This is a genomic window from Frateuria defendens, from assembly GCF_001182895.1.
GTDB classification, from domain to species: Bacteria; Pseudomonadota; Gammaproteobacteria; order Xanthomonadales; family Rhodanobacteraceae; genus Frateuria_B; species Frateuria_B defendens.
This window is the reverse complement of record NZ_LFQR01000045.1, coordinates 73011-98258: the sequence shown is the minus strand read 5'-3', so window position 1 is coordinate 98258 and position 25248 is coordinate 73011. Positions and strand designations below refer to the sequence as shown.

At 69.7% G+C, this 25248-nt stretch carries 26 protein-coding genes; 13 read left to right on the top strand and 13 right to left on the bottom strand.

Annotated features, from left to right (window positions below):
- The first annotated feature begins 60 nt into the window (after nucleotides 1–60).
- On the top strand, nucleotides 61–936 hold the full coding sequence (locus ACH65_RS07570) for a hypothetical protein (RefSeq protein ID WP_153242512.1): 876 nt from the start codon (nucleotides 61–63) through the stop codon (nucleotides 934–936).
- 116 nt (nucleotides 937–1052) lie between these two features.
- Here ACH65_RS07570 and ACH65_RS07565 read toward each other — a convergent pair whose 3' ends face one another.
- Complete coding sequence (locus tag ACH65_RS07565; RefSeq protein ID WP_049621971.1) at nucleotides 1053–2543, bottom strand: mannitol dehydrogenase family protein; 1491 nt, start codon at nucleotides 2541–2543, stop codon at nucleotides 1053–1055.
- A 201-nt stretch (nucleotides 2544–2744) separates the two neighbouring features.
- Between ACH65_RS07565 and pyk the strand changes: the two genes are divergently transcribed.
- The 3 genes from pyk to ACH65_RS07550 all read left to right on the top strand — a co-directional run bounded on the left by pyk (nucleotide 2745) and on the right by ACH65_RS07550 (nucleotide 5867).
- Entirely contained in the window at nucleotides 2745–4220 is a 1476-nt protein-coding gene (gene pyk, locus ACH65_RS07560) for a pyruvate kinase (RefSeq protein ID WP_049621970.1), read from the top strand.
- Nucleotides 4221–4296: 76 nt separating this feature from the next.
- Complete coding sequence (locus ACH65_RS07555) at nucleotides 4297–4734, top strand: energy transducer TonB (protein ID WP_049621969.1); 438 nt, start codon at nucleotides 4297–4299, stop codon at nucleotides 4732–4734.
- 125 nt (nucleotides 4735–4859) lie between these two features.
- A complete protein-coding gene (locus ACH65_RS07550) occupies nucleotides 4860–5867 on the top strand; it encodes a class I fructose-bisphosphate aldolase (RefSeq protein ID WP_049621968.1) in 1008 nt (335 codons plus the stop codon).
- A 76-nt stretch (nucleotides 5868–5943) separates the two neighbouring features.
- On the opposite strand, the gene ACH65_RS07545 is transcribed toward ACH65_RS07550, so the two are convergent.
- Together ACH65_RS07545 and ACH65_RS07540 are read right to left on the bottom strand one after the other, a co-directional pair.
- A complete protein-coding gene (locus ACH65_RS07545) occupies nucleotides 5944–6534 on the bottom strand; it encodes a porin family protein (protein WP_049621967.1) in 591 nt (196 codons plus the stop codon).
- A 228-nt stretch (nucleotides 6535–6762) separates the two neighbouring features.
- Complete coding sequence (locus tag ACH65_RS07540; protein ID WP_082190190.1) at nucleotides 6763–7419, bottom strand: outer membrane protein; 657 nt, start codon at nucleotides 7417–7419, stop codon at nucleotides 6763–6765.
- A 259-nt stretch (nucleotides 7420–7678) separates the two neighbouring features.
- On the opposite strand from ACH65_RS07540, the gene tkt reads away from it, so the two are divergent.
- On the top strand, nucleotides 7679–9679 hold the full coding sequence (gene tkt / locus ACH65_RS07535; protein WP_049621965.1) for a transketolase: 2001 nt from the start codon (nucleotides 7679–7681) through the stop codon (nucleotides 9677–9679).
- A gap of 440 nt (nucleotides 9680–10119) precedes the next feature.
- Here the strand turns inward: tkt and ACH65_RS07530 are convergent, their stop codons facing one another.
- Both ACH65_RS07530 and ACH65_RS07525 read right to left on the bottom strand, forming a co-directional pair.
- Nucleotides 10120–10758, bottom strand: coding sequence for an HAD hydrolase-like protein (locus ACH65_RS07530; RefSeq protein ID WP_049621964.1), 639 nt, complete (start codon nucleotides 10756–10758; stop codon nucleotides 10120–10122).
- 11 nt (nucleotides 10759–10769) lie between these two features.
- Nucleotides 10770–11948, bottom strand: a complete 1179-nt coding sequence (locus tag ACH65_RS07525; RefSeq protein ID WP_049621963.1) for a phosphoglycerate kinase — start codon at nucleotides 11946–11948, stop codon at nucleotides 10770–10772.
- Between the two features lie 147 nt (nucleotides 11949–12095).
- On the opposite strand from ACH65_RS07525, the gene maiA reads away from it, so the two are divergent.
- Nucleotides 12096–12773, top strand: coding sequence for a maleylacetoacetate isomerase (maiA, locus tag ACH65_RS07520; protein WP_049621962.1), 678 nt, complete (start codon nucleotides 12096–12098; stop codon nucleotides 12771–12773).
- A 198-nt stretch (nucleotides 12774–12971) separates the two neighbouring features.
- On the opposite strand, the gene ACH65_RS07515 is transcribed toward maiA, so the two are convergent.
- Nucleotides 12972–14087: a PilT/PilU family type 4a pilus ATPase gene (locus tag ACH65_RS07515; protein WP_049621961.1), complete on the bottom strand. Its 1116-nt coding sequence runs from the start codon at nucleotides 14085–14087 to the stop codon at nucleotides 12972–12974.
- 130 nt (nucleotides 14088–14217) lie between these two features.
- On the opposite strand from ACH65_RS07515, the gene ACH65_RS07510 reads away from it, so the two are divergent.
- The 6 genes from ACH65_RS07510 (at nucleotide 14218) to ACH65_RS07485 (ending at nucleotide 20529) form a co-directional block, all read left to right on the top strand.
- Nucleotides 14218–14745, top strand: a complete 528-nt coding sequence (locus ACH65_RS07510) for a DUF4398 domain-containing protein (protein WP_237561469.1) — start codon at nucleotides 14218–14220, stop codon at nucleotides 14743–14745.
- The gene (locus ACH65_RS07505; RefSeq protein WP_049621960.1) at nucleotides 14742–15389 is read left to right on the top strand and encodes a hypothetical protein; all 648 of its coding nucleotides are present in this window, start codon (nucleotides 14742–14744) and stop codon (nucleotides 15387–15389) included. The genes ACH65_RS07510 and ACH65_RS07505 overlap by 4 nt, the downstream gene beginning before the upstream one ends.
- A 317-nt stretch (nucleotides 15390–15706) precedes the next feature.
- A complete protein-coding gene (locus ACH65_RS07500; RefSeq protein ID WP_049621959.1) occupies nucleotides 15707–15940 on the top strand; it encodes an HP1242/YdcH family protein in 234 nt (77 codons plus the stop codon).
- A 153-nt stretch (nucleotides 15941–16093) separates the two neighbouring features.
- Nucleotides 16094–17464 carry a pyridoxal-phosphate dependent enzyme gene (locus ACH65_RS07495; protein ID WP_049621958.1) on the top strand — a complete coding sequence of 457 codons (1371 nt, stop codon included), beginning with the start codon at nucleotides 16094–16096 and terminating at the stop codon, nucleotides 17462–17464.
- Nucleotides 17465–17694: 230 nt separating this feature from the next.
- On the top strand, nucleotides 17695–19527 hold the full coding sequence (gene glmS, locus ACH65_RS07490; RefSeq protein ID WP_049621957.1) for a glutamine--fructose-6-phosphate transaminase (isomerizing): 1833 nt from the start codon (nucleotides 17695–17697) through the stop codon (nucleotides 19525–19527).
- 288 nt (nucleotides 19528–19815) lie between these two features.
- Complete coding sequence (locus tag ACH65_RS07485; RefSeq protein WP_153242511.1) at nucleotides 19816–20529, top strand: hypothetical protein; 714 nt, start codon at nucleotides 19816–19818, stop codon at nucleotides 20527–20529.
- Between the two features lie 270 nt (nucleotides 20530–20799).
- Here the strand turns inward: ACH65_RS07485 and ACH65_RS19735 are convergent, their stop codons facing one another.
- From ACH65_RS19735 to ACH65_RS07460, 7 genes are all read right to left on the bottom strand, one after another.
- Nucleotides 20800–20952, bottom strand: a complete 153-nt coding sequence (locus ACH65_RS19735) for an antibiotic biosynthesis monooxygenase (RefSeq protein WP_049621993.1) — start codon at nucleotides 20950–20952, stop codon at nucleotides 20800–20802.
- Nucleotides 20953–20965: 13 nt separating this feature from the next.
- Nucleotides 20966–21148: a hypothetical protein gene (locus ACH65_RS20545; protein WP_202594161.1), complete on the bottom strand. Its 183-nt coding sequence runs from the start codon at nucleotides 21146–21148 to the stop codon at nucleotides 20966–20968.
- Entirely contained in the window at nucleotides 21145–21507 is a 363-nt protein-coding gene (locus ACH65_RS21000) for an SDR family NAD(P)-dependent oxidoreductase (RefSeq protein ID WP_272913763.1), read from the bottom strand. Before ACH65_RS21000 ends, ACH65_RS20545 begins: the two co-directional genes overlap by 4 nt.
- Before the next feature lie 23 nt (nucleotides 21508–21530).
- Nucleotides 21531–21758, bottom strand: a complete 228-nt coding sequence (locus ACH65_RS20995) for an SDR family NAD(P)-dependent oxidoreductase (protein WP_202594160.1) — start codon at nucleotides 21756–21758, stop codon at nucleotides 21531–21533.
- Between the two features lie 152 nt (nucleotides 21759–21910).
- Nucleotides 21911–22627, bottom strand: a complete 717-nt coding sequence (locus ACH65_RS07470; protein WP_049621955.1) for a type 1 glutamine amidotransferase domain-containing protein — start codon at nucleotides 22625–22627, stop codon at nucleotides 21911–21913.
- Between the two features lie 282 nt (nucleotides 22628–22909).
- Nucleotides 22910–23092, bottom strand: coding sequence for a hypothetical protein (locus tag ACH65_RS07465; protein ID WP_049621954.1), 183 nt, complete (start codon nucleotides 23090–23092; stop codon nucleotides 22910–22912).
- A gap of 89 nt (nucleotides 23093–23181) precedes the next feature.
- Nucleotides 23182–24132, bottom strand: a complete 951-nt coding sequence (locus ACH65_RS07460) for a LysR family transcriptional regulator (protein WP_049621992.1) — start codon at nucleotides 24130–24132, stop codon at nucleotides 23182–23184.
- 99 nt (nucleotides 24133–24231) lie between these two features.
- On the opposite strand from ACH65_RS07460, the gene ACH65_RS07455 reads away from it, so the two are divergent.
- The gene (locus ACH65_RS07455) at nucleotides 24232–25245 is read left to right on the top strand and encodes a zinc-binding alcohol dehydrogenase family protein (protein ID WP_049621953.1); all 1014 of its coding nucleotides are present in this window, start codon (nucleotides 24232–24234) and stop codon (nucleotides 25243–25245) included.
- Nucleotides 25246–25248 lie beyond the last annotated feature (3 nt).

The window sequence follows — 25248 nt, the reverse complement described above, 5'->3', positions numbered from 1 at the left end:
AATGGCATGGCGGTAGAAGATTGGCTAGTGTTGCACTGGTTCCGACGACGGGAGAGGCTCATGCTGCAACGTCCCTGGGTCTGGCTGGTATGCGCGCTGGTCGCTTTGCCCCTGACTGCCTGTTCTGCCGGTTCTGCCGGCGGCCACGACTCCGCAGATGACTCTGTTGGAGCCACCAGGAATGCGGCCGCTTCGACGCCTCCGATCCATGTCAGCCAGATCATGGTTGTGCTGCGCGATGGCCAGTCGGCCCGCGAACGAGACTATCGCAAGGTCCTGGCCGATTGCCGCAAGGGGACGCTGCCGACGCAGCCCTTGAGCGATGAAGTCGCCGGCAAGCTGGGGCGGACCTTCTACGACATTTGGTACGAAGGCCCCCGCATGGCCGAGCGGGCCGAGCGCTGGGATTTCGAGATCACGGGCGCGTGCCAGTTCAGACCTGTGCACGAGTCCACGCTGGCCATCATCAAGCCGGGTGAGGCGGTGACGCTCGACTTGATCGGCAAGACCGGAACGCGCCAGCCTTCCGAGGGCGTGGTGCGTGAAGTGCGGGAAGCCGCTGCGCCGATGGCCGACGACGACGACGCGCAATTGCGTGCCGCCGTGGCCGCGCAGTTGGGGCAGCAAGGACAGTCCCATCTGATGGCGCAATCCGCAGGCCTCGGCAGCGCAGCGGGTCAGCCCTGCCAGAAGCTCGACCAGGCCGGACTTGGTGAGGCCTGCGTATGGAGTGGCGGTGGGCAATGGGGCTTCTCGACCGAGGTCGTGGACGACGGCGAGGGGCTCAATGGCCGCATGGATAGCATCCTATTGTGGCGTCACCCGCCCCAGGGCACGGGCAAGGCGTGGGACACGCTGAAGATGACCGTGGGCGAGGCCATCGATGGCAAGGTGTTCGAGATTCCGTCCGGCGTGGCGGTGACAGTTACGAACTGACGCGCGTTGCGGGAGAGGCTCCAGAGGGCCGGATACGAGGGGATATCGATAAGGCGCTGCGGCGCGGGCCAGTGTTGGACCTGCGCCGCAACGCGTTGCGAAAGCGCGCTACGCCCTCAACCCGCCGTCGCCGCCAGCAGCGTCTCGAGCGTGGCGCGGGTGCCGTCCTGGGCCAGGGCGCGGCGATAGGCTTCGAAGGCCGCCACGAAGTCCGCATGCTCCGCCACGCCGCTCGCGCGCAGCGGCTCGATCCGCAGTGCCTCGTCGGGTTCGGCTGCCGCCAGTTGTCGGCGTTCGGGCTCGTCCATTCGCGGCTCGATCACCTCGAACGTCTCGCCGGCGTCGTCCTTGCCCTGCACCACGCGGCTCCAGGCGGCCAGGGTGAAGGCGGGGATGCGGTGGTCCACGCCGTGCGCCAGCATCGCCTTGAGCGTGGCGGTGAAGTACACCGGCACCTTCGAGGCACTGTCGGAGGCGATGCGGGTGAGCTGGTCGTGCATGGCCTCGTTGGAGAAGCGCTCGAGCACGGTGTTCTTGTAGTCCGCGAGGTCCACGCCGCGCGGCGCCTCCAGCAGCGGCAGCACGACGCGGTCGAGGAAGCGCTCCAGCAGCACCGGCACCTGTGGATCGCGCATCGCCTCGGCTGCCTCGCGGCAGCCCAGCAGCAGGGCCGGATAGGCCATGGTGAGGTGGCCGGCGTTGAGCACGCGCACCTTCACCTGCTCCCACAGCTTCACCTCGTCGCTGAGCTGCACGCCCGCCTGCTCCAGCGCGGGGCGGCCGTCGGTGAAACGGTCCTCGATCACCCACTGGGTGAAGTCCTCGGCCACCAGCGGGATGCGGTCGTCCAGGCCGCTGGCGGCGTTGAGACGTGCGGCGTCCTCCGCCGTCACCGTGGGCGTGATGCGGTCGACCAGGGAGTTGGGGAAGCTCACGTTGGCGTCGATCCACGCGCCCAGCTCCGGGTCGCGTGCCTTGGCGAAGCCGACGAAGGCGGTGCGCGCCACCTCGCCGTTGTGGCGGAGGTTGTCGCAGGAGACCACGGTGAACGGCTTGAGGCCGGCCGCGCGCCGCCGTGCCAGCGCCTCGACGACGAAGCCGAACACCGTGCGCGGCGCGCCTTCGCCGGCCAGGTCGTGGGCCACGTCCGGGTGGCCGGTGACGAAGGCGCGGGTGTGCGGGTCGACGTGGTAGCCGCCCTCGGTGATGGTCAGCGTGACGATGCGCAGCGCCGGGCTGGACAGCAGCGCCAGCACCTCGTCCGGCTGCTCGGGCGCGAGCAGGTAGTCGAGCTGCGCGCCGATCACGCGCACGCTGTTCTCCCGGCGCGGTGGCGCGATGGTGAGCGAATAGAGGCAGTCCTGCGCGCGGAACTGCTCGGCCTTCCGCCGGGCGCGTTCGCCGCCGGAGAGGCCGATGCCGACGATGCCCCAATCCTCCTGGCCGGGCAGGGCGAGGCAGCGGTCGATGTAGAAGGCCTGGTGGGCGCGATGGAAGTTGCCCACCCCGAAATGCGCGATCCCGCGCTTGAGCCGGCTGCGGTCGTAGGACGGCGCCGCCACCTTGGGCGGCAGCTGCGACAGCGTGCCGGCGTTGAGTTCGGTCATGCTCGACTCTCCTTTCACAACAATGCCAACGCCCGAAGATAACCCGAATCGCCGAAGCGGGTTCCGCTGCGGGCGGCGAGGGGGAGCGTGGTCGGCATGCGGTGGCGGCGTGCGAAGGCAAGGGCGCGCGAGTGCCGGCGGGGAGAAAAATAGACCAAGGTGACCGTGGCGAGAGGGCCGTCATCTGCTAGCCTGCGCGCCATGAACGATACCGACAGCAACCTGCGACGCACCCGCATCGTCGCCACCCTGGGCCCCGCCACCGACGCGCCGGGCATGCTCGAACGCATCATCGCCGAGGGCGTGGACGTGGTGCGCCTCAACCTCTCGCACGGCCAGCCGCAGGACCACCGCGCCCGCGCCATGGCGGTGCGCGAGGCGGCGCGCGCGGCCGGCCGCGAGGTCGGCATCCTGGCCGACCTGCAGGGCCCGAAGATCCGCATCGAGCGCTTCGCCAACGGGCCGGTGGAACTGGTGCCCGGCGAGCCCTTCGTGCTCGAGTGCCGCCCCGACGCCGCCGCCGGCGACCGCCACCGCGTCGGCGTGAGCTACTACGGCCTGCCGCAGGACGTGCGTGCCGGCGACGTGCTGCTGCTCGACGACGGCCTGGTCGCGCTGACGGTGCAGGACGTGGTCGGCGCCGACATCCACTGCACGGTGCTGGTCGGCGGCACGCTCTCCGACCGCAAGGGCCTCAACCGCCAGGGCGGCGGCCTTTCGGTGTCGGCGCTGTCGGACAAGGACCGGGCGGACATCCGCCTCGCCGCCGAGATCGGCGCGGATTTCCTCGCCGTGTCCTTCGTGCGCTCGGCCGAGGACATGCACGAGGCGCGGCGCCTGCTCAACGAGGCCGGCGGCAACGCCTCGCTGGTGTCCAAGATCGAACGCGCCGACGCCATCCCGCGGCTGGGCGAGATCATCGACGCCTCCGACGTGGTGATGGTGGCGCGCGGCGACCTGGGCGTGGAGATCGGCGATGCCGAGCTGCCGGGCCTGCAGAAGAAGATCATCCGCGAGAGCGTGCAGCGCAACCGCGCGGTGATCACCGCCACCCAGATGCTGCAGTCGATGGTGACGGCGCCCATCCCCACCCGCGCCGAGGTGTTGGACGTCGCCAACGCGGTGATCGACGGCACCGACGCGGTGATGCTCTCGCAGGAAACCGCGGCCGGCGCCCACCCGGACAAGGCAGTGGCCGCGATGCGTCGCATCTGCCTCGGCGCCGAGCGCCAGTTCGAGCCGAAGGAGAATCTGGCCGAGATCGGCCACCGGCTCGACCGCACCGACCAGGCCATCGCGCTGGCGGCGATGCTGCTGGCCAGCCAGCTCGGCGTGCGCGCGATCGTGGCGCTCACCGAATCCGGCGCCACCGCGCAGTGGCTCTCGCGCTACCGCAGCGCGGTGCCGATCTACGCGCTGTCGCCGTTCGACGACTCGCGCCGGCGCATGCTGGTGCTGCGCGACGTGCGGCCGGTGGCCTTCCACCAGGACACGCTGAGCCCGGCGGTGGCCGCACGCGAGGCGGTGCGCCTCTTGTTCGCGCAGGGCCACCTGGCCGCGGGCGACCGCGTGGTGCTCACCCACGGCGACCGCGTGGGGCAGGGCGGCGGCACCAACACGCTCAAGCTCCTTTCGGTGGGCGACGACGGTGTGGTGGAGAGCCTGCGCGACCTGTAGCCGCGGCCGCGCTGCCCGATCGCGCGCGGCGGATTACACTGGCCGCGACTCCTTATCGCCCGGCGAGGTCATCCCCATGAACGTTTTCCGCCTGCTCCGCCCGCTGCTGCCGCTGGCCGCGCTGGCCGCGGCCGCGCCGGCCCTGGCGCAGTCCGCGCAGAAGATCGGCCCGCAGCAGATCAACCGCCACTGGATCCTGCTCAACCAGTCGGTGGACATCGACATTCCCAACAGCGCCCGCAACATCGACAAGCCGGGCTGCGCCGCGGTGAGCTTCACCATCGGCTCGGACGGCGTGCCGCGCAACCTCAAGGTGGAGAAGGCGACGCCGGGGGGGGACTTCGGCACCATCGCGGTCAACGCGGTGTCGCGTTTTCGCTACGGCCCGTCGCTCGGCAACCACGACGGCAACCCGGTCGCCACCTACTACATCGTGCCGTTCAACGCCCCCGACGGCCCGCAGGGCCAGCAGCAGGTGATGGCGCCGTGCAGCCTGCCGGGCTACGCCGGTTGAGCCGACCCGGGGCGTCGCTTCGGGCGAAACGGCTATAATCGCGTCCTTTCGTCTGGCCGGTCCGGTGTTCGGGGCGGCGTTCGTCCTTGCGCGGCCGCGGCCGCACTCGTCTGTACGGAGTCGTCATGAGCATCGAAGATCTTGAAAGCATCGCCCTGGCGATGGTTGCCCCCGGCAAGGGCATCATCGCCATCGACGAATCGACCACCACGATCCGCAAGCGCTTCGAGGCGGTCGGCATCGAGAACGTCGAGGAGAGCCGCCGCGCCTACCGCGAGCTGCTGCTGACCGCGCCGAACCTGGGCGAGCACATCTCCGGCGCCATCCTCTACGACGAGACCATCCGCCAGTCCACCAAGGACGGCGTGCCCTTCACCGAGGTGATGAAGAAGGCCGGCATCATCCCCGGCATCAAGGTCGACAAGGGCCCGGTGCCGCTGGCCGGCTTCCCCGGCGACGTGGTCACCGAAGGCCTGGACGGGCTGCGCGAGCGCCTGGCCGAGTACGTCAAGCTGGGCGCGCAGTTCGCCAAGTGGCGCGCGGTGATCAACATCAGCGAGAACAACCCGAGCTCCACCGCCATCGAGGCCAACACCCACGCGCTGGCGCGCTACGCCGCGCTGTGCCAGGAGGCCGGCCTGGTGCCGATGGTCGAGCCGGAAGTGATCATGGACGGCGACCACAGCATCGAGGTGAGCTACGAGGTGCACGAGGCCGTGCTGCGCAGCCTGTTCAACGCGCTGTACGAGCAGAACGTGATGCTCGAGGGCACCATCCTCAAGGTCAGCATGGTGATCCCGGGCAAGGACTCGCCCGAGCAGGCCGAGATCGAGGAGGTGGCCGACGCCACCGTGCGCGTGCTCAAGAGCACCGTGCCGGCCTCGCTGCCGGGCATCGTGTTCCTCTCCGGCGGCCAGAACGACGAGCAGGCCACCGCGCACCTGAACGCCATGAACCGGATGGGGCCGCATCCGTGGCCGCTGTCCTTCTCCTACGGCCGCGCCATGCAGCAGGCGGCGCTCAAGCTGTGGTCCAAGGACATGAAGGCCAACTACGCCGAGGCGCAGAAGACCGTCTCCCAGCGGGCCAAGGAGAACGGCCTGGCCGCGCTGGGGCAGTGGCACGGCAAGTAAGCCGTACCTCGCCTGGGCGATGCAAAAAGAACGGGCGCCGCGAGGCGCCCGTTCTGCTTTGCGCGGCCCGCGTGGCTCAGAAGCGGTATTCCGCGCTCACCGAGACCATCTCGGTGCCCAGGTCGATGCGGTCCTTCTTGGCGCGGTAGTAGTCGTAGTTGAGGCCCACGCTCATGTTGTTGCTGAAGTCGTAGCCCACGCCCGCGCCGGCGTACCAGCTGGTCTTGTCGAGGCTGCGGCGCACCGGGTTGTCCTCGCTGGTGCCGTGGCCCTTCCAGGCGTACAGGCCGGTGCGGCCGCTCAGGTACCAGTTCGGGGAGAGGTTGAAGTGGCCGTTGACGCCGGCGGTCCAGCCGTGCAGCTCCGAGCGGCCCCGCTGCACCACGTCGCGGTCGTTGAAGACGTTCTTGAGGTGGATGTTGCCGAGGTCGTTGTAGCCGGCCTCCACGCCCAGCGCGACCGAGGGGGTCAGCGACCAGCGGTAGCCGCCGCCCAGGCCGTAGCCGGTGTCGTGGCCGTCGTAGGGGCCCTTGTCGAGGGTGGTGCGGCCCACGTTGCCGTTGATGAACCAGCCGCCGTTGTCGGGCGTGGCGCTCTGCGCGAAGGCGGCGGGCACGGCGGCGAGACCGGTGGCGGCGAGGGCGAGGGCAAACAGCGTCTTTTTCATGGAGATTCTCCTGTTATCGGGGGCGGACGCCGGCCGGTCGGGGGAAAGGGCGCGGTGCCGGTGGCCGGGCATGGGCCTGGCCACGGAACTTGGAGGGCATCCGTATCGAAAGATTCCGCGTTTGTAAGTGATGGATTAAGAAAGAATTAAGTTCTGTGATCCTGGCGTGCGCGCAAAAAGAAACGGGCGCCGAAGCGCCCGTTTCGTTTCCAGCCTGGCCGGTACCGATCAGAAGCGGTATTCGGCGCTGGCGGTCAGGGTCTGCGTGTCCATGTGCACGCGGGTGCCCTCGCGCTGGCCGCTGGCGACTGTCTTCAGGCCGCGGTTGACCTGGTAGTAGTTGTAGTTCACGCCCACGCTCCAGTGGTCGTTGATGTCCCAGCCCGTGCCGACGCCGGCGTAGTAGCCGAGGTTGTTGCTGAAGCTGCGGCGCACCGGCTGGTCGCTCGAGTCGGAGAGGCCCGAGCCGTGGGCGTCGAACAGGCCGCCGCGCAGGGTGATGTACCACGCCGGCACGAAGTTCCAGCGCAGCGCGCCGCCGAGGGTGGCACCGCGCAGCTTGGAGTGGGTCTCGCCGACCTGGTTGTTGTTGTTGTAGAACGCGTTGCGGTAGCTGTTGCGGGCCTCCTGCTGGCCCAGGTAGACGTAGCCGAGCTCCGCGCCCACCGACAGTTCGGGGCTGACCGCCCAGCGGTAGCCGCCGGTCAGGCCGCCGGCGTAGTCGGAGCCGTTGTAGGGGCCCTTGTTGGTGTAGCTCACGCCGAGGTCGCCGTCGAGGTACCAGCCGGACTTGGCCTTCTGCACGGGCGCCTGGTCCTGCGCGAAGGCGGGGACGGCCACGGCAGCGGCGGCGACAAGAGCCATAGCGAGAATCGTCTTTTTCATGGGGGAGTGCTCCTCTTTGTTTTTTCTGGATCCAGGACGCGGGCCCTCGGGGATAGGGTGGCCGCGACTTGGCAACTGCCGGGGAAGCAGCGCCGGGTTATTGGATGGGGGAACGCCTGAAGGGTTTCAATACCGCCTCGTACAGAATTAAGGCAGCGTTAATGTCAAGGCTGCCAAGGCAGGTTTCGACCCGGCACGGCGACAGATCGCCCGCAATGGGCGACAATGTGCACTTTTCCACGCAATTCCGGAGCGCACGATGACCACCCGCCGTGAACTCGCCAATGCCGTGCGAGCCCTTGCCATGGATGCCGTGGAAGCGGCCAAGTCTGGCCACCCCGGCATGCCGATGGGCATGGCCGACATTGCCGAGGTGCTGTGGAACGACTTCCTCAAGCACAACCCGGCCAACCCGAAATGGGCCGACCGCGACCGTTTCGTGCTGTCCAACGGCCACGGCTCGATGCTGCAGTACGCCCTGCTGCACCTGACCGGCTACGACCTGCCGCTCGACGAGCTCAAGCGCTTCCGCCAGCTGCATTCGAAGACCGCCGGCCACCCCGAGGCCAGCGAGACCCCCGGCGTGGAGACCACCACCGGCCCGCTCGGCCAGGGCCTGGCCAACGCGGTCGGCTTCGCGCTGGCGGAGAAGCTGCTGGCGGCCCACTTCAACCGCCCCGGCCACGCCATCGTCGACCACCACACCTACGTGTTCATGGGCGACGGCTGCATGATGGAGGGCGTCTCCCACGAGGTCGCCGCGCTGGCCGGCACCTGGAGGCTGGGCAAACTGGTGGCGGTGTACGACGACAACGGCATCTCCATCGACGGCGAGGTGCACGACTGGTTCACCGACGACACGCCCAAGCGCTTCGAGGCCTACGGCTGGAACGTGATCCGCAACGTGGACGGCCACGACGCCGAGGCGATCAAGGCCGCGCTGGCGCAGGCCACCGCGCCGGGCAACGACAAGCCTACCCTGGTCTGCTGCAAGACCATCATCGGCTTCGGTGCGCCGCACAAGCAGGGCAAGGAAGAGGCCCACGGCGCGCCGCTGGGCAAGGACGAAGTGGCCGCCGCGCGCGACGAGCTGGACTGGCGCCACGCGCCGTTCGAGATCCCCGCCGAGCTCTACGCCGCCTGGGACCACAAGCCCTCCGGCGCCGAGCGCGAGCAGATCTGGAACGAGCGCTTCGGCGCCTATGCCGCGGCCTACCCGGAGCTGGCTGCCGAATTCAATCGCCGCCTCGCCGGCGAGCTGCCGGCCGACTGGGCGGAGGCCTCGCAGGCCTACGTCGCCAAGATGCAGCAGGAAGGCCCGGAAGTGGCCTCGCGCAAGGCCTCGCAGATGGCGCTGGAAGCCTTCGGCCCGCTGCTGCCCGAGCTGTTCGGCGGCTCGGCGGACCTCGCGCCCTCCAACCTCACCATCTGGAAGGGCTCGCGCAGCGTGGGCAAGGCGGCGGACGCCAACTACGCCCACTACGGCGTGCGCGAGTTCGGCATGAGCGCGATCGCCAATGGCCTCGCCCTGCACGGCGGTTTCCTGCCCTACGACGCCACCTTCCTGGTGTTCTCCGACTACGCCCGCAACGCGGTGCGCATGAGCGCGCTGATCCCGGCCCACGTCGTCCACGTCTACACCCACGACTCGATTGGCCTGGGCGAGGACGGCCCCACCCACCAGCCGGTGGAGCACATGGCCGCACTGCGCTACATCCCCAACAACCACCTGTGGCGCCCGTGCGACGCGGTGGAGTCGGCGGTGGCGTGGAAGGCGGCGATCGAACGCAAGGGCGCGCCCTCGTGCCTGGTGTTCTCGCGCCAGAACCTGAAGCACCAGCAGCGCACGGCGCAGCAGCTGGCCGACGTCGCGCGCGGCGGCTACGTGCTGACCGATCCGCTGGACATGAGCTTCAAGGCCATCCTGATCGCCACCGGCTCGGAAGTGGAGCTGGCGATGGAAGCCTCGCGCGCGCTCGCCCAGCAGGGCGTGCCGGTGCGCGTGGTGTCGATGCCCTGCGCCGAGGTGTTCGACGCGCAGCCGCTGGAATACCGCGAAGGCGTGCTGCCCGGCTGGTGCCGCGCCCGCGTGGCGGTGGAGGCGGGCATCGCCGACTACTGGCGCAAGTACGTGGGCCTGGACGGCGAGGTGGTCGGCATGACCAGCTTCGGCGCCTCCGCGCCGGCGGCGAAGCTGTACGAGTACTTCGGCATCACCACCACGCACGTGATCGACGCGGCCAGGCGCGTGATCGGCTGAGTCGGCCCTTCGCTGCCGTGACGAAAAAGCCGCGCCTCGTGCGCGGCTTTTTCGTGTGTGCGTGTGTGGGATGAGTCGTAAAGCGCAAGCCGAGCCGCAAGGTACGAACGGCTGGCGGTGTGCGATTTCCCCACTGGAGAGAGGTCGGCGCAAGGGGCGGGTATCGCGACAGCGCAGCTATCGCGCTCGTGGCTTTCCCGTCTTGCCTCAGAGCCTGTTCAAAGTCTCTCCTCCCTGCACCCTCCCCTGCGTGCAGGGAGGGTTGGGGAGGGGTAAACCCTTGCCTCGAGGCCAGACTTCACCCCCCCTCCCAGCCTCCCCATGCGAGCAATGCGAGCAGGGGGAGGAGCCACGCCGCGTCAACGGCAAGACTTTGAACGGGCTCTCAGACGCGCCGCGCAACGGTCGCAAGCGACGCCGAAAAGCAGCGGAACCGCCGCTCAAGCCACCAGCAAGGCCGCCAGCTGCGCCGGACTCTCGGCCACCGCATGCGCGCCGGCCGCTTCCAACTCCTCCCGGCTGCCGAAGCCCCACAGCACGCCGATGCCGGCGACCGCGTTGGCGCGGGCGCCCTCGATGTCGAAGCGGCGGTCGCCGATCATCACCGTGTCCCCGGGGCGGGCGCCGAAGTCGGCGAGGGCGGCGGCGATCATCGTCGCCTTCTCGCTGTGCGCGCTGCGCGGGTCGGGCCCGTACAGGCGGGCGAAGGCGTCGCCGAAAGGCAGGCTGGCGAGGATCGGCGCGGCGTGGTGGTGCGGCTTGCTGGTGACGACGGCGAGCCGGTGCCCGGCCGCCAGCAGGCCGGCGACCAGCGCCTCGATGCCGGGGTAGACGGTGTGCTCGCGCCAGCCTTCGGTGTGGAAGCGCTGGTGGTAATGCTCCACCGCGGCCTCGATGCGCACGGGGTCATGGTCGAGCAGCGGCGCGAAGCTCGGCCGCAGCGGCGGGCCGATCCAGCCGCGCAGCGTCTCGTGCGCGGGCACCGGCACCTGCATCTTCGCCAGCGCGTGCTTCACGCAGGCGAGGATGCCGAGTTCGGAGTCGATCAGCGTGCCGTCGAGGTCGAACAGGCAGAGCATCGCCGCGCCGCTCAGCGCGCCGCGCGGGCTTTCAGCGCGGCGACCGCCGGCAGTTCCTTGCCTTCGAGGAACTCGAGGAAGGCGCCGCCGCCGGTGGAGATGTAGGAGACGTCCTTCTCGATGCCGAACTTGTCCACCGCCGCCAGCGTGTCGCCGCCGCCGGCGATGGAGAACGCCTTGGAGCCGGCGATGGCGCGCGCCAGCACCTCGGTGCCCTTGGCGAAGGCGTCGAACTCGAACACGCCCACCGGACCGTTCCACACCACGGTGCCGGCCTTGGCGATCAGCTCGGCGTAGGCCTTGGCGGTCTCCGGGCCGATGTCGAGGATCATCTCGCCGTCCTTCACCGCGTCCACCGGCTTGACGATGGCCGGTGCGTGGGCGGAGAACTCCGGCGCCACCACCACGTCCACCGGCATCGGCACGTCGGCGCCGCGGCGCCTGGCGTCCTCGATCACCTTGCGCGCGGCGCCGAGCAGGTCCGGCTCGTAGAGCGAATTGCCGACGCCGTAGCCGGCGGCGGCGATGAAGGTGTTGGCGATGCCGCCGCCCACGATCAGCTGGTCCACTTTGCCGATCAGGTTCTCCAGCAGGGTGAGCTTGGTGGAGACCTTCGAGCCGGCCACGATCGCCAGCAGCGGATGGGCCGGGTGCTCCAGCGCCTTGCCCAGCGCGTCCAGCTCGGCGGTGAGCAGCGGGCCGGCGGCGGCCACCGGGGCGTACTTGATCACGCCGTGGGTGGAGGCCTGGGCGCGGTGCGCGGTGCCGAAGGCGTCCATCACGAACACGTCGCACAGCGCGGCGTACTTCTTCGACAGGGCCTCGTCGTCCTTGCCCTCGCCGACGTTCATGCGGCAGTTCTCCAGCACCACCACCTCGCCCTCGGCCACCTCGACGCCGCCGAGGTAGTCGGCGACCAGGCGCACCGGCTTGCCGAGCTTGGCGCCCAGCCACTGCGCCACCGGCGCCAGCGAGGATTCGGGATCGAACTGGCCTTCCTTCGGGCGGCCCAGGTGCGAGATCACCATCACCCGCGCGCCGGCGTCGCGGGCGGCGCGGATGGTGGGCAGCGAGGCATCCAGGCGCTGGGTGGAGGTGATGCGGCCGTTCTCGATCGGCACGTTGAGGTCTTCGCGGATCAGCACGCGCTTGCCGCGCAGATCGAGATCGCTCATGCGGAGGATGGACACGGCGCAACTCCCGGGTAATGGATGGATGACGGCGCCACCGGCGTGGCGACGCGAGCGGGGCATTGTCCGGCCGCACCGGCGGCGTGTAAACCGCGCGGGCACGGGCGCTGCTCTATGCTTCGCGCTTTCCGTCGCGGAGGGGCGGCCATGGTCGGTGAGCAGGCGCTGCACGATTACGTGCTGTACGACTACTGGCGCTCCAGCGCCGCCTACCGCGTGCGCATCGCGCTCAACCTCAAGGGCCTGGCCTACGAATCACGGCCGGTGCACCTGCTGCGCGAGGGCGGCGAGCAGCACGCGCCGGCCTACCGCGCACTCAACCCGCAGGAGCTGGTGCCCTGCCTGTGCGAGGGCGGGCGGGTGCTGACGCAGTCGATGGCGATCGTCGAATATTTGGAGGAAACCCACCCCGCGCCGCCCCTGCTGCCCGCCGACGCCGCCGGCCGGGCGCGCGTGCGCGCGCTGGCGCAGCTGATCGCCTGCGACGTGCATCCGCTCGGCAACCTGCGCGTGCTGCAACGGCTGGAGACGCAGTTCGGCGCCGACCCGGCGGCGCGCGGCGAGTGGATGCGGCACTGGATCGCCGCCGGCCTCCAGGCGTTCGAGGCGCATCTGGCCGACGGCGCCGCCGGCCGCTACTGCCACGGCGATGCGCCGGGGCTGGCCGACGTGCTGCTGGTGCCGCAGGTGTACAACGCGCTGCGCTGGCAGCTGCCGCTCGAGGACTACCCGCGCCTCCACGGCATCCATGCCGCCTGCAACGAACTGGAGGCGTTCCGGCGCGCCGCGCCGGAGCGGCAGCCGGATGCGCCGCCGCCTGCCTGAAAACCTGCTCATGATCGGCCTGTAGGAGCGCGCCTTGCGCGCGACCGGGGAGCCACGATGCCCCCGCTGCGTAGGCTTGTCGCGCGCAAGGCGCGCTCCTTACAGGTGGTGGCGCGTGCTTCGTCTCTGGGGGCGCGGGGCGATGCTTTGCGGGGAAGGTTGCGGCCGCGCGCGGGGCTTCCTGCGCACGGCCTCTCGTCAGTAGTTCAGCCCGTAGGGGTCGTTCCCCATCAGCTCCGCGCCTTCCTCGCTGGCGCCCTCGGACAGGCGCACCTTGAGCGCGAGGCCGTCGCGCGAGTCGGCCTTGTTGAGCGCCTCGTCCAGCTCGATGCGGCCGCTCTTGTAGAGCTTGTACAGCGACTGGTCGAAGGTCTGCATGCCTTCCTGCAGGCTGCGCTCCATCGCCTCCTTCACCTCGTGGATCTGGCCGCGGCGGATCATGTCGCGGATCAGTGGCGTGTTGAGCAGCACCTCCACCGCCGGCAGCCGGCGACCGTCCTTGCCCACCACCAGGCGCTGGCTGATCACCGCGCGCAGGTTGAGCGCGAGGTTCATCAGCACGTTCTTGTGCGCCGACTCGGGGAAGAAGTTGAGGATGCGCTCCAGTGTCTGGTCGGCGTTGTTGGAGTGCAGCGTGGCCAGGCACAGGTGGCCGGTCTCGGAGAAGGAGATCGCCGCCTCCATGGTGTCGGTGTCGCGGATCTCGCCGATCATGATCACGTCGGGCGCCTCGCGCATCGCGTTCTTCAGCGCCTCGTGGTAGGTGTGCGTGTCCAGCCCCACCTCGCGCTGGTTGACGATCGACTTCTTGTGCCGGTGCAGGTATTCGATCGGGTCCTCGATGGTGAGGATGTGGCCGGAGGTGCTCTGGTTGCGGTGGTCGAGCATCGCCGCCAGCGTGGTGGACTTGCCCGAGCCGGTGGCGCCCACCACCAGGATCAGCCCGCGCGGCTCCATGATCAGCTCGCGGAAGATCGCCGGCAGCTGCAGCTGGTCGATGCCGGGGATCTCGCTCTTGATCGCGCGGATCACCATGCCGACCTCGCCGCGCTGCTTGAACACGTTGATGCGGAAGCGGCCGGCCTCCTTCACCGCCAGCGCCATGTTGAGCTCCAGGTCGCGCTCGAACTGCGGCACCTGGCCCTCGTCCATCAGCGAGTAGGCGATCTTCTTGACCATGCCCGCGGGCAGCCCGGTGTTGCCGAGCGGGTAGAGCTTGCCCTCGACCTTGATGTTCACCGGGGCGCCGGTGGTCAGGAACATGTCCGACGCGCCCTTGTCTACCATCAGCTTGAGGAAGTAACCGATATCCACGAAAGACCCCTGAATCTCACGCATTGCCAAGACGATTTAGGCCCGCCCACAATAAGCGGTGAAGCTCCGAGAGGAATGAGTGATGGTGCACATCTTTTCCCGGCCGGCTGGGCGCTCCCGCCATATCGGCATGGCGGTCTCCAGCTTTACTCTGGCCGGGGTCCTGTTGCTGGCCGGCTGCGCCAGCGTGCCGCCCCCCGACGGCGCGATGAACCAGGCCCAGTCGCAATTGCAGGCCGCCCGCGACGCCGGCGCCGGCGATTATGCGCCGGTCGACCTGGGCTTTGCGCAGGACAAGTTCCAGCAGGCCCAGGCGGCGATGGCCGGCCGCAAGTACGAGCAGGCCGCGGCCCTGGCCTCGGAGGCGCAGGCGGACGCGGAGCTGGCGCAGGCGAAGGCCCGGCTGGGCAGCGCGCGCTCGCAGATCCAGTCCAGGACGGACGAGAACGGCCGGTTGCGCGCGCAGCTGGAGCAGGCCCGGCAGGACGCCCAGAACGCCGCCAACGCGGCGACCCCGGCGCCGGCCGGCAGCAGCAGCGCGCCGGAGACCTTGCAGGACATGCCGGCGCCGTCCTCCTCGGTGCTGGGGGCGCCGCTGCCGCCGCCGAGCGACCAGCCGGTACCGGCATCGAGCATTCCGCAGGGAGACCAGCCATGAAGCGTCCAGCCATCCTTTTCGCCGCGCTGGCGCTCGCGCTCGCCCCGCTGGCCCATGCCGCGCGGGACGACATGGACGTGAGCCGCCTGTCCTCCAGCCTCGACCAGCTCGCCCGCGACCCGGCCCTGGGCCAGTACGCCCAGGCCGAGCAGGCGCGCGCCCGCGACGCCATCGGCCGGCTGGCGCAGGCCAGCTCGCACGACCGCCCGCATGCGCTGTACATCGCCGAGCGGCGGGTGGACCTCGCCAAGGCCGCCGCCCAGTTGCAGGACGCCCAGGGCCGGCTGGCCCAGCTCGACCGCGAGCACGACCAGATCCTGATCGAGACCAGCCGCCAGGAAGTCGAGTCCGCCCGCCGCGAGTTGGAGCGCCAGCGCCTGCAGTACCAGCTGGCGCAGGAGGAGGCCGCGCGTCTGCAGCAGCAGGGCCAGGAGGCCGCCGCCGCCGCCGAGCAGGCGCGCGCCGAGGCGGATCGGGCGCACAAGCTGGCCGCGGCGCAGAGCCGCCTGGCCAACGCCGCGCGCCGCCAGGCGGACCTGGCCACCCAGGCCGCCAAGGCGATGCGTTCGCGCATGACCGGCGGCGGCAGCAGCGGCGGCGGCGCCGAGGCGACACCCACGCCGTCGAAGTCCAAGGGCAAGTGAAGGCCGCGCGGCGGGGCGCCCGCGCGCCCGCCGCGCATCATGCGCCTGCCGCGTAATAGGTTGCCTGGGCAGGCTTTTTTCCTCCCGATGGTCCGCTTTCCTGGGCGTTCCGGCGGCTTGAAGCCGCCGTGGCGGGGGAGTAGGGTCGAGCTTGCCCGGGCAGTGTTCCGCCGGCCGGGCACCGACCGGACCATGCGCTACCCGATTCGTCCTGCGGCACCCCACTCCCGGCACGGGCACGGCTCGCGCGGGTCCGTCTGTGTTTTTGCGGGCACGCCCGCTGCCCGCTCCTGTTCTCGCCAGTAGGAGGTCGGATCATGTTCGAAAACCAGCAGCGCGAAGACGTCGAGGCCTTGATGAAGTCCGATGCGGAATTCCGCCGGCTCTACCAACGGCACAAGCAGCTCGACAGCAAGGTGCACGACGCCGAGATTGGCGTGCTTCCCATCGACGACCTGACCCTGGCCGGCATGAAGAAGGAAAAGCTCCAGGCCAAGGAACGGCTGCAACGGATGTGGCAGGCCAGGGCGCCGCAGTCCGAGCTCAACTGAAGCCTGCGGGTTTTCCCGATTCGGCCCCGGGCCTTCTGCGGAAGGTGCCGGGGCCGTCGCACATGGGCCGCGCGAAACGGCGGGGCAGGGCGCTCGGCTATCATGTCCGTTTCGGCCGGCGCGATGCGCGGCCCCCGCCACCACGGAGCTTCCATGACGGTCTCTGCCAATGTCCTCGCGTTGATCGGCCGCACGCCGATGGTCCGTGCGCAACGCCTCGAGGCCGGGCCGTGCGAGCTGTTCCTGAAACTGGAGAGCGTGAACCCCGGCGGCTCGATCAAGGACCGCATCGGCCTGTCGATGATCGAGGGCGCGGAGAAGGCGGGCCGGATCAGGCCCGGCGCCACCCTGGTGGAAGGCACCGCCGGCAACACCGGCCTCGGCCTCGCGCTGGTGGCGCAGGCCAAGGGCTACCGCCTGATCCTGGTGGTGCCCGACAAGATGAGCCGCGAGAAGATCTTCAACCTCAAGGCGATGGGTGCCGAGGTGCTGCTGACCCGCTCGGACGTCGCCAAGGGCCACCCGGAGTACTACCAGGACATGGCCGAGCGCATCGCGCGCGAGACGCCGGGCGCCTATTTCATCAACCAGTTCGGCAACCCCGACAACCCGCGCGCGCACTACGAGACCACCGGCCCGGAGATCTTCGAGCAGATGGACGGCCGCGTGGACGCGGTGGTGGTGGGCTGTGGCTCCTCCGGCACCATGACCGGCCTGTCGCGTTACTTCGCCGAAGTCTCCCCGGGCACCGAGATCGTGCTGGCCGACCCGGTGGGCTCGATCCTGGCGCAGTACATCAACGAGGGCGTGCTCTCGACCAAGTCGGGCAGCTGGATGGTGGAGGGCATCGGCGAGGACTTCCTCCCCGGCATCAGCGACTTCTCGCGGGTGAAGAAGGCCTACGCCATCTCCGACCGGGAGAGCTTCCTCACCGCCCGCGAGCTGCTGGCGAAGGAGGGCGTGCTGGGCGGCTCCTCCACCGGCACCCTGCTGGCCGCGGCGCTGCGCTACTGCCGTGAGCAGACCGGCCCGAAGCGGGTGGTGACGCTGGTGTGCGACACCGGCAACAAGTACCTCTCGAAGATGTACAACGACTACTGGATGCTGGACAACGGTTTCATCGAGCGCGAGCGGCACGGCGACCTGCGCGACCTGCTGCTGCGCCCCTTCGCCCGGCGCGACACCGTGGTGATCGGCCCCAACGAACTGCTGATGACCGCCTACAACCGCATGAAGCTCTACGACGTCTCCCAGCTGCCGGTGATGGACGGCGACAAGCTGGTGGGCATCATCGACGAGTCGGACGTGCTGATGCACGTGCACGCCGACGAGACGCGCTTCCGCGACACGGTGTCCACCGCCATGATCACCAAGCTGCAGATGCTCGACGTGCACGCGCCGATCGAGTCGCTGCTGCCGGTGTTCGAGCGCGGCCACGTGGCGATCGTGATGGACGGCGAGCAGTTCATGGGTCTCATCACCCGCATAGACCTTTTGAACTACTTGCGCCGCAAGGTGCACTAAGCGGGGCCGCCGGCCGCGCCGGCGTGCGCCGCGGCCGCGGCCTCGCCTCTGACGTAAGGCCACTGGTCGCCGGTGGCGGCGGGCGCGACGATGACTGCTACGGCATTCATCGCCCGCGTCTGGCCCGATCGGGAGGCACCGGGCGGCCATGAAAGCCCGCTGCAATGTGCGGCGGCAAGCATGACTGATCGCGGAGCGTGCTCCGCACGAAACTGGAAAGGAAGTTCGCCATGTGCGGAATTGTCGCTGCCGTTGCCCAGCGTGATGTGGCCCCCCTGCTGATCGCCGGTCTCAAGGCCCTCGAATACCGCGGCTACGACTCCGCCGGCCTGGCCGTGCTGGAGCCGGGCGCCATCCGCCGCGTGCGCGCCAAGGGCAAGGTGCGCGAGATGGAGGCGCGCTACCTCGCCGAGCCGTTTCCCGGCGGCACCGGCATCGCGCACACGCGCTGGGCCACCCACGGCGTGCCGAACGAGGTCAACGCGCACCCGCACGTGGTCGGCCGCGTGGCGCTGGTGCACAACGGCATCATCGAGAACTACGCCGAGCTGCGCCGCGCGCTGCAGGCGCGCGGCCACCAGTTCGCCTCCGAGACCGACACCGAGGTGATGACCGCGCTGATCAACGAGCGCATCGAGGCGGGCCTCGGCCTGCGCGAGGCGGTGCTCGCCACCGTGCGCGAGCTGGACGGCGCCTACGCCATCGCGGTGATCGACCGCGACGAGCCCGGCCACGTGGTCGGCGCCCGCCGCGGCGCGCCGCTGCTGGTGGGCGTGGGCATCGGCGAGAACTTCCTCGGCTCCGACGCGCAGGCACTGGTGCAGGTCACCAACAAGGTGATCTACCTGGACGAGAACGACGTGGTGGAGATCACCCGCGACCAGGTGCAGGTCTACACCCTGGACGGCGCCCCGGCCGAGCGCGCGACGCACGAGAGCGAGGTCTCCGCCGACGCCGTCGAGCGTGGCGAATACCGCCACTACATGCAGAAGGAAATCTTCGAGCAGCCGCGCGCCGTGGCCGACACGCTGGAGGCGCGCATCGGCCCGCACGGCGTGCTGCCCAACATCTTCGGCGTCGCCGGCGACGCCGTGCTGGCGAAGGTCAAGGGCCTGCACATCATCGCCTGCGGCACCAGCTACCACGCCGGCCTGGTGGCCAAGTACTGGATCGAGCAGCACGCGCGGCTGCCGGTGAGCGTGGAGGTGGCCAGCGAATACCGCTACCGCGAGGCGGTGGTGCCGGAGGACACGCTGTTCGTCGCCATCTCCCAGTCCGGCGAAACCGCCGACACGCTGGCGGCGATGCGCGAGTCGAAGCAGCGCGGCTACCTCGCCACGCTGGCGATCTGCAACGTGCCCGAGTCCTCGGTGGTGCGCGAGGCCGACCTCAAGCTGATGACTCGCGCCGGCCCCGAGATCGGGGTGGCCTCCACCAAGGCCTTCACCACCCAGCTCGCGGCCCTGGGCCTGCTCACCCTGCAGCTGGCCCGCCAGCGCGGGCTGGACGAGGCGCGCTACCTGGCGCTGTGCGAGCAGCTCGCGCACCTGCCGCGCGCGATCGAGGACGCGCTGGCGCTGGAGCCGCAGATCGCCGAGCTGGCCGCGCGCTTCATCCACCGCCAGCACGCGCTGTTCCTCGGCCGCGGCGCCAACTATCCGGTAGCACTGGAGGGCGCGCTCAAGCTCAAGGAAATCTCCTACATCCACGCCGAGGCCTACCCGGCGGGCGAGCTCAAGCACGGCCCGCTGGCGCTGGTGGACGAGTCGATGCCGGTGGTCGCCGTGGCGCCCAGCGGCCCGCTGCTGGAGAAGCTCAAGTCCAACCTGCAGGAAGTGCGGGCCCGCGGCGGCGAGCTGATCGTGTTCGCCGACGACGGCGCCACCAGTCTGGACGGCTATGCGGCCAAAGGCGCGGCGCTGAGCTTCGAGTCCGGCGGCGACTTCATCGCCCCGGCGGTGTTCACCGTGCCGCTGCAGCTCCTCGCCTACCACGTCGCCGTGCTGCGCGGCACCGACGTGGACCAGCCGCGCAACCTGGCGAAGTCGGTTACGGTGGAGTGAGCGGTTTCGGCGGCGCGCTGGGATTTGTAGGTGGCGATGCCCGGTGGGGATTGTCCGTGCGGGAATGGAACGAATTGCGGAGATGGTATGGGAGAGGCACGAAGACGCCGGAAGGCAGAAGCCGTCCATGCCCCCACATTGCCGCAGGTGAGGTCGGCACGCATTGCCATCATCGAATGGTTGGCTGAGGACGAGAGGCGTACCGGCGCAGAACTCAAGGTTAGGCTCGAGCGGCGTCCAGGCCACGCGCTGCCTATAGAGCTTTACCCGTGTCGCACGAAGCAGGACGTGTTCGATGCGCTGGCCTCCATCACGCGCAGCGTACCGATGAAGGGCACGCCTATCTTGCACATCGAGGCGCACGGTAGCGTGGAGTACACGGGCTTTATTGGCCCATCCAGCGAGGAATTGACTTGGGAGGAACTGGGCGACCCTTTGCGTGTCTTGAATACCGCAACGCGATTTAATCTGGTGGTAGTCGCGGCGGCTTGCCTGAGCGAGGCGATCCTGTTCGCCGTGCAGATGCCCAAACCGATCCCTTACTTGGCCGCAGTCTGTTTCCGCACGGAAGTGGTGCCTGGCCGGTTGCTCGATTCCATGCTGGAGTTGTACCGCGCGCTGGTGATCGATGGCCGATCCTTGCAAGAGGCGGCGGAAAGAGCGGACAGGGAGTTGTCTGGCTCGGAACTGCTCCGGTTCACGTCGGTGCCCTTGCTTATGCGCAATGCGGCTGCCTATGTCATGGATGATCTCGGTGCCTGCAACTTCGACAACTATTACGCAAGCATGGCGGCGAAGGTACAAATCCGCACAGGCCGGCCCCTGCAATACACGCCAGCTGCTTTCAAAAAAGTGATGCGCGATGCAGCCATCGAGGCCGTTGAGTCGGCGTTGCGACTCAGCCTCGACTACGAGCATTTCCCGGAAAACCGGCTGCGGTTCGGGTTCGACCCAAAGCAGTTCGTCGACGACATGCTTCGCGCAGAACTACGGACGCGGTGAGTTTTTGCCGAAAGCGGCGCCAGCGACAGCTGCTCCGGCGCTGTGTCCGTGTAGGTGGCTGGTAATCCGTTCTCGCTTAATGACAAGACGGTGTCGAACGAGAAGACGGTGTTTGATCACCTGCCGGTGCCGCGGCTGGGCCCCGCGCCGCTGCATACAGGTCGGCCGCTACGGCGGGTGCCAAGAAGGCCACTCTCCCCGGATCATCCGGCAAACTATAGCCGCGTCCGCCCAGAGCATCGCCGGCTGGATAAGGATCGGCCCGGCCCTTCAGGCCGCCTCGTAAGCGGCGTAGTCGGTATAGCTGATGCAGCCGGGCTGCTGCTGGCGCGACACGGCGACCAGCTCGGCCTGCGCCTTGACGAGGGCGGCTTCGTGGCCGGGCCGGGCCTGGACGAGGGCGACGACGACGAGATCGGACATGGCGGTTCTCCGCTCAGAGGATCGAACGGAAAGTGCCGCCTTCCACCCGCACCGCCGCGCCGTTGGAGGCGGCGCCGAGCGGGCTGGCGAGCAGGGCGACCATCGCCGCGATCTCGTCCGCCTCGATCATGCGGGCGATCAGCGAGCTGGGGCGGTAGGTCTCGAAGAAGTGGGCCTCGATCTCGGCGTCGCTCATGCTGGGGCGCGGCGCGGTCTGGCGCAGGTAGTCCACGATGCCGTCGGAGCGGGTGGCCGAGGCAGCACGCTGTTGACGGTGACGCCGGTGCCCTTCGTCAGCTCCGCCATGCCGCGCGAGACGGCCAGCTGCGCCGACTTGCTGACGCCGTAGTGCACCATGTCCGGCGGCGTGAACGCGCCGACCTCGCTGGAGACGAAGATCACCCGGCCCCAGTTCTGCGCCAGCACGCGCGGGAAGTAGTGGCGCGACAGGCGCACGCCGGACATCACGTTGACGTCGAGCATGCGCAGCCAGTCCTCGTCGGTGATCTCGGCGAAGGGCTTGGCTTCGTAGTAGCCGAGGTTGTTGACGAGGATGTCGGTGTCCGGCTGCGCGGCGGTCAGCGCGGCCGCGCCTTCGCGCTGCCGAGGTCGGCGACGATCGTGCTGAAGCGGCTGCCGGGCGCGGCCGCCGCGATCTCGGCCGCCGCGGCGTCCAGCCTGGCCTGGCTGCGGCCGGTGAGGGCGACGGCCACGCCTTCGCGCGCCAGGGTGCGGGCGACGGCGAGGCCGATGCCGGCGGTGGCGCCGGTGACCAGGGCGGTCTTGCCCTGCAATCGAAGGTCCATGGGGATTCCTTGGGGTGAGCTGGGCCGTGGCGCCCGGCCTGCCGGTCGCCTGCGATGTTTGATTTGGTACGTATGGACGTATGGACGTCTGAACGATTCGACGGCCGCCGAGGCGGAAAGCCCGGCGGTCGGCGCCCGCGTGGTGCGGAGGGTCAGGCCTGCGCCGGCCGGCCCAGCAGCAGGTCGCGCAGCGCCGCGCCGACGCCGGCGGCGGACTGCGGGTTCTGGCCGGTGACCAGGCGGCCGTCGACCACGACCTTGGCCGTCCAGTCCGGCGCCGGGTGGTGGTGCGCGCCGCACTGCACCAGCGTGCTGGCGAGCAGGAAGGGCACCACCTGGTCGAGCTTCACGGCGCGCTCTTCGTCGTCGGTGAAGGCGCTCAGGTTCTTGCCGGCCACCAGGTAGCTGCCGTCGCCCAGCGTGACGTTGACCAGCGCTGCGGGGCCGTGGCACACCGCGCCGACGAGGCCGCCGGCCTCATAGACGGCGCGGGTCACACGCTGCACGTCGGGGCTGGTGGGGAAGTCCCACATCGCGCCGTGGCCGCCGGCGAAGAAGATGGCCGAGTACTTCGACGGATCGACGTCGCCCAGGCGCCGCGTGTGGCGGATGGCGTCGCGGAAGGCGGCGTCGTTCCAGTAGCGCGCGTTCACCGCGTCGTCGAGGTTGAGGCCGTCCACCGGCGGCTCGCCGCCTTGGATGGAGGCGAACTCGGTGGGGATGCCGGCCTCCTGGAGTTCGGCCAGCGGATGGGTCAGCTCGCCGAGGAAGAAGCCGGTGGGCTCGCCGGTGCTGCCCTTGGTGCCGTGGCTGGTGAGCACCATCAGGACGGGTTTGATCGGGGTGGCGGGGAAGGCGGTGGAGGTCATGGGAGCAGTTCCGTGGCAGGAAGGGCGTATGCCCGATGACACGAATGTATTGGTCGCCAAGACGGCTATAAATCGGCCATGGAGGAAATGACTTGTTCTCCAATGGCAAGGATGGCCGAGGTTGCGGCCTTCCCTGATCGTTCGCTCGTGTGCGGAGCGTGGGCCGCCGCGCGCACGGAAGGCGCACAGCCATGCACTCGCCGGCATGCCGGCGAGCGGGAGCGGGGATCGGGTTCGCGTGACGGGAGGCGACCGCCGCGTTCGGCGGCGGCCCGGGGGCGCTCAGCGCGGCGGGCGCAGTGCCGATTCGCGCAGCGCGCTCTCGTGCAGGACTTCGTCGGCGGCAGCGATCTCGATGGTGTCCAGCGCGCTGTGCGGCGGATGGCGCATGGTCTTCGGGGGGAGGTCGGCTTCCGGCAGATCGTTCGGGTCGAGTTCGGAATCCGGGGCAAACGTCTGGGACATGAGCGGTTCCTTGTGGGGGAGTGACCTGCGGCCGGCGGGGCGGAGGGGGGGCGCCCGCCGGCCGCGGGCATTCTAGACCCGCAGCGGGCTCATGGGGTTGCGAATTCGGCGCAGCGCTCGCGCAGGAAATCGCGCAGCCGCTGGATGGCCGGCGAGAGCAGCGAGCGGTGCGCGCAGACCAGGTTGAGCGGCGCGGGCTCGCCGTAGCCGGGCGGGAACACTTCCACCAGCCGGCCCGCGCGCAGATCCTCCAGCACGTCCAGGCGCGACTTGTAGACCAGGCCGTGGCCGGCCACCGCCCAGCGGCGCACCACGTCGGCATCGTCGCTGACGCGGCGGCCGCTCACGGTGACGGTCTGCACGCCCTGCGGCAGGTGGAAGTTCCAGCGCTCGTGCACGCTGTCGGCGAGCACGTAGCGCAGGCATTCGTGCCGGCGCAGCTCGTCGGGCCGGCGCGGGTGCCCGTGCCGCGCCAGGTAGGCCGGCGCGGCGCACAGCACGCGGCGGTTGTCCGGCGCCAGCGGCTGCGCCACCAGGCTGGAATCGGCCGGCGGCGCGCCGTAGCGGATGCCGGCGTCCAGCGGCTGGCGGTAGAGGTCGGCCACGCGGTCGCCGATGCGCAGGTGCAGGGCGAGCTTCGGGTGCGCCTGCTGGAAGGCGTCCAGCCACGGCAGCAGCACGTTGCGGCCCAGGTCCGAGGGCGCCGACAGGCGCAGCCGGCCGGCGATCTCGCCGCGCGCCTGGTCCAGCGCCAGGCGGCCGTCCTCCAAGGCTTGCAGGGCGGTGCGGGCGTGGGCGAGGTAGCGCTCGCCGTCCTCGGACAGGCGCAGGCTGCGGGTGGAGCGCACGAACAGGCGGATGCCCAGCGAACGCTCCAGCCGCTGCACGGCGCTGCTGGCCACCGCGGGGGTGAGGCCACGCCGGCGGGCGGCCTCGGAAAAGCTGCCGGCGTCGGCGGCCTGCACGAACAGGGCGAGATCCTCGAAGCGGATCGGCGGTGCCGGCTCGTTTTCGCCTTTGGCAGGAAAGTGTTTGCTCATGGCGGCCATTTTTCGCCTTGCGAAGGATGGTCAGCATAGTCCGGTCCCCGCATCCGGCCCAGCCGGCTGCGCCGTTTCTATCTTTCCGGAGTGCCCGCCATGAAAGCCGTCGCCTACCGCCACGCCCTGCCCATCGACCAGGCCGAGAGCCTGATCGATCTCGAACTGCCCGAGCCGGTCGCCGCCGGCCGCGACCTGCTGGTGAAGGTCGAGGCGGTGTCGGTGAACCCGGTGGATGTGAAGATCCGCGCCAACGCCGCCCCCCAGGGCGAGCCCCGCGTGCTTGGCTGGGACGCCGCCGGCACCGTGGTGGCCGTGGGCCCCGAGGCCAGCCTGTTCAAGCCGGGCGACACCGTGTACTACGCCGGCGCGCTGGACCGCCCCGGCAGCAACGCCGAGCTGCAAGTGGTGGACGAGCGCCTGGTCGGGCGCAAGCCGCGCTCGCTTGGCTTCGCCGAAGCGGCGGCGCTGCCGCTCACCGCCATCACCGCGTGGGAGCTGCTGTTCGACCGCCTCGGCGTGCGCCTGGGCAAGCCGGCCGGCGCCGGCGCGCTGCTGATCGTGGGTGGGGCCGGCGGCGTGGGCTCCATCGCCACCCAGCTGGCGCGCCGCCTCACCGGGCTCACCGTGATCGCCACCGCCTCCACGCCGGCCAGCCGCGAGTGGACGCTGTCGATGGGCGCGCACCACGTCATCGACCACAGCCGGCCGTTGGCCGAGCAGGTCAAGGCGATCGTGCCGGGCGGCGTGGACTACGTGCTCGGCCTCACCCACACCGGGCAGCACTTCGACGCCATCGCCGAGGCGCTGGCGCCGCAGGGCAAGCTGGCGGTGATCGACGACCCGGAGACGCCGCCGGACGTGCGCAAGCTCAAGACCAAGAGCGCTTCCTTCCACTGGGAGTTCATGTTCACCCGCTCGCGCTTCCAGACCGCGGACATGATCGCCCAGCACCAGCTGCTCAACGAGGTGGCGGACCTGATCGACGCCGGCCTGCTGCGCACCACCTTCAACAAGGACTTCGGCGCCCTCAACGCGGCGAACCTGAAGCGCGCGCACGCCTTGATCGAGAGCGGCCGCACCACCGGCAAAGCCGTGCTGAGCGGGTTCTGAGCC

Bases quoted from the DNA above. Each gene is read 5' to 3' on its own strand.
- ACH65_RS07550 (WP_049621968.1), top strand. From the start codon at position 4,860: ATGAGCATCGAAGATCTTGAAAGCATCGCCCTGGCGATGGTTGCCCCC.
- ACH65_RS07570 (WP_153242512.1), top strand. From the start codon at position 61: ATGCTGCAACGTCCCTGGGTCTGGCTGGTATGCGCGCTGGTCGCTTTG.
- tkt (WP_049621965.1), top strand. From the start codon at position 7,679: ATGACCACCCGCCGTGAACTCGCCAATGCCGTGCGAGCCCTTGCCATG.
- ACH65_RS07510 (WP_237561469.1), top strand. From the start codon at position 14,218: ATGGCGGTCTCCAGCTTTACTCTGGCCGGGGTCCTGTTGCTGGCCGGC.
- ACH65_RS07565 (WP_049621971.1), bottom strand. From the start codon at position 2,543: ATGACCGAACTCAACGCCGGCACGCTGTCGCAGCTGCCGCCCAAGGTG.
- ACH65_RS19735 (WP_049621993.1), bottom strand. From the start codon at position 20,952: ATGTCCGATCTCGTCGTCGTCGCCCTCGTCCAGGCCCGGCCCGGCCAC.
- ACH65_RS07470 (WP_049621955.1), bottom strand. From the start codon at position 22,627: ATGACCTCCACCGCCTTCCCCGCCACCCCGATCAAACCCGTCCTGATG.
- ACH65_RS07500 (WP_049621959.1), top strand. From the start codon at position 15,707: ATGTTCGAAAACCAGCAGCGCGAAGACGTCGAGGCCTTGATGAAGTCC.
- ACH65_RS07495 (WP_049621958.1), top strand. From the start codon at position 16,094: ATGACGGTCTCTGCCAATGTCCTCGCGTTGATCGGCCGCACGCCGATG.
- ACH65_RS07530 (WP_049621964.1), bottom strand. From the start codon at position 10,758: ATGCTCTGCCTGTTCGACCTCGACGGCACGCTGATCGACTCCGAACTC.
- ACH65_RS07455 (WP_049621953.1), top strand. From the start codon at position 24,232: ATGAAAGCCGTCGCCTACCGCCACGCCCTGCCCATCGACCAGGCCGAG.
- pyk (WP_049621970.1), top strand. From the start codon at position 2,745: ATGAACGATACCGACAGCAACCTGCGACGCACCCGCATCGTCGCCACC.
- ACH65_RS07460 (WP_049621992.1), bottom strand. From the start codon at position 24,132: ATGAGCAAACACTTTCCTGCCAAAGGCGAAAACGAGCCGGCACCGCCG.
- ACH65_RS20545 (WP_202594161.1), bottom strand. From the start codon at position 21,148: ATGAGCGACGCCGAGATCGAGGCCCACTTCTTCGAGACCTACCGCCCC.
- ACH65_RS07505 (WP_049621960.1), top strand. From the start codon at position 14,742: ATGAAGCGTCCAGCCATCCTTTTCGCCGCGCTGGCGCTCGCGCTCGCC.
- ACH65_RS20995 (WP_202594160.1), bottom strand. From the start codon at position 21,758: ATGGACCTTCGATTGCAGGGCAAGACCGCCCTGGTCACCGGCGCCACC.
- maiA (WP_049621962.1), top strand. From the start codon at position 12,096: ATGGTCGGTGAGCAGGCGCTGCACGATTACGTGCTGTACGACTACTGG.
- glmS (WP_049621957.1), top strand. From the start codon at position 17,695: ATGTGCGGAATTGTCGCTGCCGTTGCCCAGCGTGATGTGGCCCCCCTG.
- ACH65_RS07465 (WP_049621954.1), bottom strand. From the start codon at position 23,092: ATGTCCCAGACGTTTGCCCCGGATTCCGAACTCGACCCGAACGATCTG.
- ACH65_RS07555 (WP_049621969.1), top strand. From the start codon at position 4,297: ATGAACGTTTTCCGCCTGCTCCGCCCGCTGCTGCCGCTGGCCGCGCTG.
- ACH65_RS07545 (WP_049621967.1), bottom strand. From the start codon at position 6,534: ATGAAAAAGACGCTGTTTGCCCTCGCCCTCGCCGCCACCGGTCTCGCC.
- ACH65_RS07540 (WP_082190190.1), bottom strand. From the start codon at position 7,419: ATGAAAAAGACGATTCTCGCTATGGCTCTTGTCGCCGCCGCTGCCGTG.